The 7,054-nt window shown below is 62.6% G+C and carries 9 protein-coding genes; 3 read left to right on the top strand and 6 right to left on the bottom strand.

All coding sequences use genetic code 11. From position 1 onward, the window contains the following. A partial coding sequence (locus EG850_RS13075; protein WP_328588392.1) for an aspartate-alanine antiporter-like transporter occupies positions 1-720 on the top strand: 720 nt, incomplete at its 5' end. A gap of 75 nt (positions 721-795) precedes the next feature. After that, entirely contained in the window at positions 796-1,191 is a 396-nt protein-coding gene (locus EG850_RS13070) for a VOC family protein (RefSeq protein WP_124974213.1), read from the top strand. Here EG850_RS13070 and EG850_RS13065 read toward each other — a convergent pair. The 6 genes from EG850_RS13065 to EG850_RS13040 all read right to left on the bottom strand — a co-directional run bounded on the left by EG850_RS13065 (position 1,188) and on the right by EG850_RS13040 (position 6,426). Further along, positions 1,188-1,640 carry a VOC family protein gene (locus tag EG850_RS13065; RefSeq protein WP_124974210.1) on the bottom strand — a complete coding sequence of 151 codons (453 nt, stop codon included), beginning with the start codon at positions 1,638-1,640 and terminating at the stop codon, positions 1,188-1,190. The two genes, EG850_RS13070 and EG850_RS13065, sit on opposite strands and share 4 nt — an antisense overlap. A gap of 87 nt (positions 1,641-1,727) precedes the next feature. Continuing rightward, on the bottom strand, positions 1,728-2,528 hold the full coding sequence (locus EG850_RS13060; protein ID WP_235829359.1) for an alpha/beta fold hydrolase: 801 nt from the start codon (positions 2,526-2,528) through the stop codon (positions 1,728-1,730). A 43-nt stretch (positions 2,529-2,571) separates the two neighbouring features. Beyond that, complete coding sequence (locus EG850_RS13055; RefSeq protein WP_124974207.1) at positions 2,572-3,021, bottom strand: hypothetical protein; 450 nt, start codon at positions 3,019-3,021, stop codon at positions 2,572-2,574. A 9-nt stretch (positions 3,022-3,030) separates the two neighbouring features. After that, positions 3,031-3,858 carry a MerR family transcriptional regulator gene (locus EG850_RS13050; protein ID WP_124974204.1) on the bottom strand — a complete coding sequence of 276 codons (828 nt, stop codon included), beginning with the start codon at positions 3,856-3,858 and terminating at the stop codon, positions 3,031-3,033. 203 nt (positions 3,859-4,061) lie between these two features. Next, the gene (gene ppk2, locus EG850_RS13045) at positions 4,062-4,952 is read right to left on the bottom strand and encodes a polyphosphate kinase 2 (RefSeq protein ID WP_235829358.1); all 891 of its coding nucleotides are present in this window, start codon (positions 4,950-4,952) and stop codon (positions 4,062-4,064) included. A 67-nt stretch (positions 4,953-5,019) separates the two neighbouring features. Further along, a complete protein-coding gene (locus EG850_RS13040) occupies positions 5,020-6,426 on the bottom strand; it encodes a dihydrolipoyl dehydrogenase family protein (RefSeq protein WP_124974198.1) in 1,407 nt (468 codons plus the stop codon). A 158-nt stretch (positions 6,427-6,584) separates the two neighbouring features. Between EG850_RS13040 and EG850_RS13035 the strand changes: the two genes are divergently transcribed. Then, positions 6,585-7,054: GntR family transcriptional regulator (locus EG850_RS13035; RefSeq protein ID WP_148097126.1), on the top strand; the 470-nt coding region annotated here is incomplete at its 3' end.

The following is a 7,054-nucleotide window of genomic DNA, read 5'->3' as shown; positions in this document are numbered from 1 at the left end:
CCCTCGAATGCGATGAGCCTGTATCTGCGCTTCGGCGCAATCATCACTCGTGTGCGCCGTGGCGACGAGACGATGCTCGCCGATGACCACCTGCGCTTGCAGCTCGGCGATAGCGTGCTCGTGGTGATTCCGCGCGGCCGCGAAGATGCGGTGCGCGACTACTTCGGCAACTCCGAACGCAGCCTCACCGATATTGACTGGATTGCGCTCGGCGTCGGCATCGCGCTCGGATTCGCCGTGGCGCTCGTGCGCCTGCCGCTGCCCGGCGGCGAGTCGTTCGCACTGGGCCCGGCGGCTGGTTCGCTTCTCGTCGGCATGTTGCTCGGCGCCTTAGGCCGCACCGGCCCGATCGTCTGGCAGATACCCATGGCGACGAATCTCACCCTGCGCCAATTCGGGCTGATGCTGTTTCTCGCGGCCGTCGGTATCGCATCCGGCCCCGCATTCACGGCAACCATCGTGACTCTCGATGGCCTGCGGGCCTTTGGCGTTGCCGCAGTCGTGGCGATCGTCGCCTGCGGGCTGATGGCCCTCGCTGCGCGCCTCCTCGGCATGTCAGCGGCGCGTGCAGTCGGCTCGGTCGCAGGGATGCTCGGACAACCGGCCGTGCTCGACTTTGCGACGGCGCGCAATCACGATGAGCGCAACAATGCCGGGTACGCGCAGATTTTCGCCGTGGCCCTCATCGCCAAACTCGCGCTCGTGCCGTTCCTGCTCTAATCGCCTCTTCAGGAGCGACTGCGACGATCAATCACTGCAATTCGCAGCCGCTGACGACCGCATCCAGGAGCTCTCATGTCGCGTCCCGTTCACTTTGAGATTCACGCCACCGATCTTGAGGCCGCCAAGACCTTTTATGCCGCGGCATTCGGTTGGGAATATCAGGACTATTCCGAATTTGCCGGGATGCCATACTTCGGCATCGTGACTGGTCCCGATACCGAGATGGGCATCAACGGCGCGATCATGCAGCGTATGGGTTCCTTCGACGGTCCTGGTGCTCCGGTCAATGGCGCAGTGCTCACAATGGGCGTCGCAGACTTCGACGAAACTGCCGCCAAGATCGAAGCCGCCGGCGGCCAAGTCGCCCTGCCGAAGTACGCCCTCCCGGGCATGGCCTGGCAGGGCTACTTCATGGACACCGACGGCAACGTCTTCGGCATTCACCAGCCCGACGAGAACGCGGCCTAAGCGCCAGCGACCTCGGCTCGTTCGCGCCAATCCTCGGAGGCAGGGACCGAAAGCGACCACATCACACCGAAGCGGTCAAACACTTGGCCGTACCAATCGCCCCACGGTGCGAGCTCGAACGGCATACCCGCTGCGCCACCGGCATCGACGAACTTGCGAATGATCTCGCGCGCCTCGTCGGGGTCATCGGCGGTGTAGAGCAGCGAATAGGCGGTGTCGCGCACGGCATAGTCGCCGCCGGGCTCAGCGTCGCCGCCAGCGAGTTCACCGCCCGGTGTTTTCAAGACCGCGTGCGCGACCGAGTTCGGGTCGGGTTCGAACGGCATCCCGGGCATCGGCATATCGCCATAGGTGAGGATCTGCAATTCGCCTCCAAGCACTTCGTGCCAGTGGTTGAAGGCCTCGGCGGTAGTGCCCGGCAGGGCGATGTAGGTGGCAAGACTTGGCATTGCTGGCTCCTTACTAGGATGCGCGCGGCATCGTCGCCGCGACGCGACCATGTTGCCCTGCCTGATTGAAGATGCGCCGAATGCGACCTAATGCTCAAAGAAACAGCGGAGGGCGGTAATGACCTGTTGGGGTTGCTCGGAGTGCACCCAGTGGCCGGCACCTTTGACGGTGAGGCGCCGCATCCGCGGAAACAGTGCCCGCATGATCGGCACATACTCATCCTGGATGTAGTTGGACTCGCCACCACCGATCCACAGGGTTGGTCCGTCGAAGTGCTGGCCTGCAACATCCGGGAACCCGGCGATGACCGGCAGGTTGTCGTAGAGCATCTGCACGTTCGGCTGCCAAGCAAAGCCATCGGGCGTGCGCCGCAGGTTCTGCATGAGGAAGCCGCGCATCGTTGCATCCGGGATAGGTTCGTGCAGCTGCGCCGCCGCCGCATTGCGGTCGATAAGGCCGTCAAGTTCAACGCGGAGGAGCGCACCGAGGAGGTGCTCGAAGGTGCCGCCGGTTGCGCTCGAATCCACCGGGGCAATATCGATGATGACGAGCCGCTCCACCAGCTCGGGATGCCGCAGCGCAAGCAACATTGCGACCTTGCCCCCCATCGAATGGCCGACCACATTGACCGGGCCGTGGGCGGCAAATCGGCCGCGCAAGTGGCTGGCGACGCGATCGGCCACGAGGTTGTAGTCCCAGGAGTCGGTCCAGGGCGATTCGCCATGGTTCGGCAGATCGAGCATGAGGCTTGCGTAGCCGTCTCCGAGGCCCTTCGCGATCGTCGTGAAATTGCGCCCGCGCCCCATGAGGCCGTGCAGGAACACGACTCGGTGCTCGCCGTCGCCAACGACGAACGACTCTAATTGCAATGCACGCTGTTCACTCACGTCAGCCAGGTTCGCATAGATTCCCGGATGCGGCTGACGTGTGTCACTGAGTGAGCGCGCCGGCCTTCTCCTCAGCACGAAATACCAGCGTTCGGGCGCAGACCGCGCCGAGCCCGAGCGGAATCAAGAGCCAGAGGAACACGGTCGCGTCCTCCGGCCCACCCCGATAGTTGCTCACGATGTAAAGCGCCCAGGGCAGGGCTGCGCCAAGCGCCCCACCAAGAGTGCCACTGTGGATGCGTACATTCGCCGCTCGCCGCAGTTCACGGTCGCCCACGGCAATTGCAATCAGTCCGCCGGTTACCGACACGACTCCGGTGACAAGGCCGAAGATAGCCCCGAGTGTCGCCCAAAACACCACGGCAGACAGTGCGGCGCCAGGGTCAGTGAACCCACCGGGAAGCAGCACCAAGACGATAGCAACGACCACGCCGAGTACAGTCGCGACGAGCAACGCCATGATCGACATACCACCATACCGTCGCCAGAACATGGCTTCAGGCTAGCTTGCGCTGCTGGCCACGAGTTCGAGGTCGACGCCGTCCGCCGTCATCCGATACACCTGGCGAATCTCCTGCTCTGCACCAACGGCGTCCATGAGGGCGACCACACCGGGGTGCGGCGCGGTGAAGTCATTGCTGAGCCCAGCATCCGGTTCGAGGCGCACGAATGACTCGGTACGTGCTGGCAGCTCGCCGTAGGCCACCTTGTAGTCATGTTCTACAAGCGCGCGCCGAAGCTCCTCGGGTGCGGGCTCGGCAATTGGGATGCACCAGGTCACCGCTACCAGATCAGTCGAGTCTCGGGTCGACGCCGCAGATGCACGAAACTCGAGCCACCACCAGGGTTCGGGCGTGCAGCCGGATGCGTGGAGGGCACCATAAAAGGCATCGAATCGACCGTTCTCTGCCTGAACTTCGGATTCCTCCGAATCAAATGAGAGATCGGCGTGGAAGCCAACCCACGGTTGTGCGGGTGCCTCGCGCCGCTCAACTGTTGTCGAGCGCTGATAGCCGTCGAGGATGCTGCGCCCCTCAGCGAGCATCCGATCTTCGCGGGCGCGCCTTTCTTCGCGAGCAGCGTTGAATTCATCGATGCGCTCGGCGAATTTCCCGGGCTGATCGAGCGTGATGACGATTTCAGGGATGGAAAGGCCGATTCCGCGCAACACGCTGATGGTGGCGGCAGTGCGCAGTTGCTCCGGGCGGTAATAGCGATACCCACTGTGAATGTCGACCTCGGCGGGCTTGAGCACCCCGAGTTCGTCGTAGTGACGCAAGGCTTTCACGGTGAGCCCGGTGAGTTGGGCGAAGGCGCCGATGGTGAGCATGAGGGGTTCCTTTCGTCGGGGTGATTCCAGGTTCGGGTCTCCCCCGACGGGAGGGTCAAGCGTGGATTTCGGAAACGTCAACTTCGGCTGGCTGACCAATGTCTTAGGTATGCACGTAGTACGCGTCGAGCGCATCGCAAAGGCGGGCGAGTTGCCGGTCGCGCAGTGCCGCCGTCATCTTGCCCGCCTTGTGCCCCGACGCCTTAGTCGCGGCTGTCGGGCGTGTGCTTTGCACGTGAGACCACGAGCGGATCGGGGTCATAGACGACGGATGCGTCCTTGCCCTCGTAGTCGAACTGGTTGAGGTAGGCGCGCATCGCGTTGACGCGGCCGCGCTTTTTGTCGTTCGACTTCACGACGATCCAGGGCGCGTACTTCTTGTCAGTGAGTTCGAACATCGCTTCTTTCGCCGCGGTGTAGTCCTCCCAGCGGTCGAGGCTCTCGAGGTCCATCGGCGAGAGCTTCCACTGCCGCACCGGGTCAATCTGACGTAGCGCAAATCGCGTGCGCTGCTCGTCTTGCGTCACCGAGAACCAGAACTTCGTGAGCGTGACGCCGCTTTCGACGAGCATCTGCTCGAAGCGCGGAGCCTGGCGCATGAAGATCTCGTAGTCCTCGGGTGAGGTGAAGCCCATCACCCGTTCGACGCCGGCGCGGTTGTACCAGGAGCGGTCAAAGAGCACGATCTCGCCCGAGGTGGGCAGGTGCTCGATGTAACGCTGGAAGTACCACTGGCCGGCCTCAGTCGATGAGGGCTTGTTCAGCGCGACAGTGCGTGCGGCACGCGGGTTGAGGTGCTCGGTGAAGCGCTTGATCGTGCCGCCCTTGCCTGCGGCGTCGCGGCCTTCAAACACGATGACGTGCTTTGCGCCGGTGTCCTGCGTCCAGTACTGGAACTTGAGGAGCTCGACCTGAAGTTTGTACTTCTCCTCTTCGTATTCCTCGCGAGTCATCAGCTCGTCGTAGGGGTAATTCTGCCGCCAGGTCTCAACCGCCGAACCATCAGGGCGGATGAGCACCGGGTCATCTTCGTTCGCTTTCGCGACCGAATACCCTTCGAGACGAAGTTGATCGATGTAATCGCGGAGCTTCATGTGCTGAACCAATGGCATGCCTTTCGTCTCGATATGACAATCATTCCACGTTCAGGTCAACGACTTCCTAGTGCGGATCGCCGAGTTGACCGAGCACTTCATTGAGTGCCTCGGTCGAACTCGGATGCGTCCAGATGCCGTCTCGAAGTTCGGTCGCGGTGACCTTGGCGCGCATGGCGAGGGCGATGAGATTGATGACTTCTTGCGCATCGACGTGGAGCAATCGGGCGCCGAGAATCAGGTCAGTGCGCGCATCAACGACGAACTTGATGAACCCGCGCGGGTCACCCACTGCCTTCGGTCGCGGCATTGCTTTGATGCCAGCGACCGGCACCATGACCGTGCGCACCACATCGCCACGCTGCTTCGCCTCGTCTGCCGTGATTCCGACGCTCGCGAATGGGGGTGTGATGAACGTCGTCGCTGGCACAGCGACCCGATCGCTTACGCGTCGTAGGCCCTCGCCCGTCACGGCATCGAGCACCACGCGGTGATCGTCGAGCGAAAGCGGCGTCTGTTGCGCGCCGCCGCGCACATCACCCATGGCAAATACGCCGGATGCGCTCGTGCGCAATTGCTCATCGACAGTGATCGCGCCGTGCTCATCGGTGTCGATGCCCGCGGCATCAAGCCCCAGCTCGGCGGTTGCCGGGCGACGGCCGGTTGCGAAGAGCAGCGCATCCGTCTCAAGATGCTCAGCACCTGTGTCAGTGTCGAGCGTGAGCCGAAGCGCTGCCTCCGACCGGACGATCTCAGTCACCGTCGCACCAAAGCGCAACGAAATGCCGTCGTCACGAAGGAGCTTCGACACGCCTTCGGCGACATCAGCATCCTCGCGCGGCAGGAGCCGATCGCCTCGCACCAGCATCGTCACTTGACTGCCGAAACCGCGCATCATTGACGCAAATTCGAGCGCGATCGCGCCCGCGCCAACGATGGCGAGGCGTTTCGGAAAGGGCTCGGCATGCTGAATGGTCGTTGAGTCATAGACACCGTCGAGATCAGCGCCCGGTATCTCAGACCGCACCGGCTCGGCACCCGTGTTGATCACGACGAGATCGGCACGGATGCGGAGCACTTCGTTCGTGCCTCGCCCGCCTGCGCTCGGGGTCACCTCGACCTCGTGGGGCGAGACGAAGCGCGCCTGCCCGTCAACGACGGTAACGGTGTCGCGATCGGCAAGCATGTGGAAGTTCACATCGTTGAGTTTGGCGATGAGCGCATCTCGGCGTGTGACGGCCTTCGCGAAACTCGTGGCTGCATCGTCGCTCTCACGTCGCAGCTCGGCGTCGTGGATGAGCGTCTTCGTGGGCACGCAACCGATATTGATGCACGTGCCGCCATACATCGCCGCTGAGCGTTCGACGATGGCGACACGTTTGCCTGCTGCCGCCATCGCGGCGGCGAAGGTCTTGCCGCCCTTCCCCCATCCAAGTACGAGTACATCAACGGTGAGCGAGGCAGGTTCAGTCATGACCTCCACGGTTTCACGCGCGGATGCGTGTCAGCTGTCGGTCATGAGGCCGATCCGCGCGGTCTGCGGATGAACTAGATTTGACATCAAAATCTCCAACGAAGATTGGCGCCGACCTCTTTGTCGGCCACGAAGATGTGGATTGGTAGGCAGTCGGAATGGCTGAGCAACGACCGGTTGCCCGCGGTTCAATGAGCCGAGTTGCCATGGCGTACGTGCGCGAGCGCATCTTGGGCAAGGAATATGTCGCGGGCGATGTCTTACGCCCAGACGAAATCGGAGCCGCCCTCGGGATTTCGCAGACGCCTGCCCGCGAGGCGTTGCAATCGCTACGAACCGAAGGGTTTCTCACGAATGAGCCGGGCGTCGGATTTGTCGTCAGCCCGCTGACGGGTGACGATCTGCGGGATATTTTCATTGCGCATTCGCTCATTGCTGGCGAAATTGCGGCGCGAGCTGCCGAACGAATTAGTCGTGACGAAATTGCTGAGCTTGAGGCAATTCAGTTTGAGTTGTTGGCAGCCGAGAAGCGTCGGCTTCCCGACGAGGTGGAGGCACGCAACCACGATTTCCATCGCTTCATTTCGCGCCTGGGCGGCTCACCAAAGCGGCTCATCGCATTCGAGGG

Origin of the sequence: Gulosibacter macacae, from assembly GCF_003865375.1 — a bacterium.
GTDB lineage: Bacteria > Actinomycetota > Actinomycetes > Actinomycetales > Microbacteriaceae > Gulosibacter > Gulosibacter macacae.
This window is presented reverse-complemented; position numbering and strand designations above follow the sequence as displayed.

Coding starts and splice junctions, on each gene's coding strand:
- EG850_RS13055 (WP_124974207.1), bottom strand. CDS start 3,021: ATGTTCTGGCGACGGTATGGTGGTATGTCGATCATGGCGTTGCTCGTC.
- EG850_RS13065 (WP_124974210.1), bottom strand. CDS start 1,640: ATGCCAAGTCTTGCCACCTACATCGCCCTGCCGGGCACTACCGCCGAG.
- ppk2 (WP_235829358.1), bottom strand. CDS start 4,952: ATGAAGCTCCGCGATTACATCGATCAACTTCGTCTCGAAGGGTATTCG.
- EG850_RS13050 (WP_124974204.1), bottom strand. CDS start 3,858: ATGCTCACCATCGGCGCCTTCGCCCAACTCACCGGGCTCACCGTGAAA.
- EG850_RS13040 (WP_124974198.1), bottom strand. CDS start 6,426: ATGACTGAACCTGCCTCGCTCACCGTTGATGTACTCGTACTTGGATGG.
- EG850_RS13070 (WP_124974213.1), top strand. CDS start 796: ATGTCGCGTCCCGTTCACTTTGAGATTCACGCCACCGATCTTGAGGCC.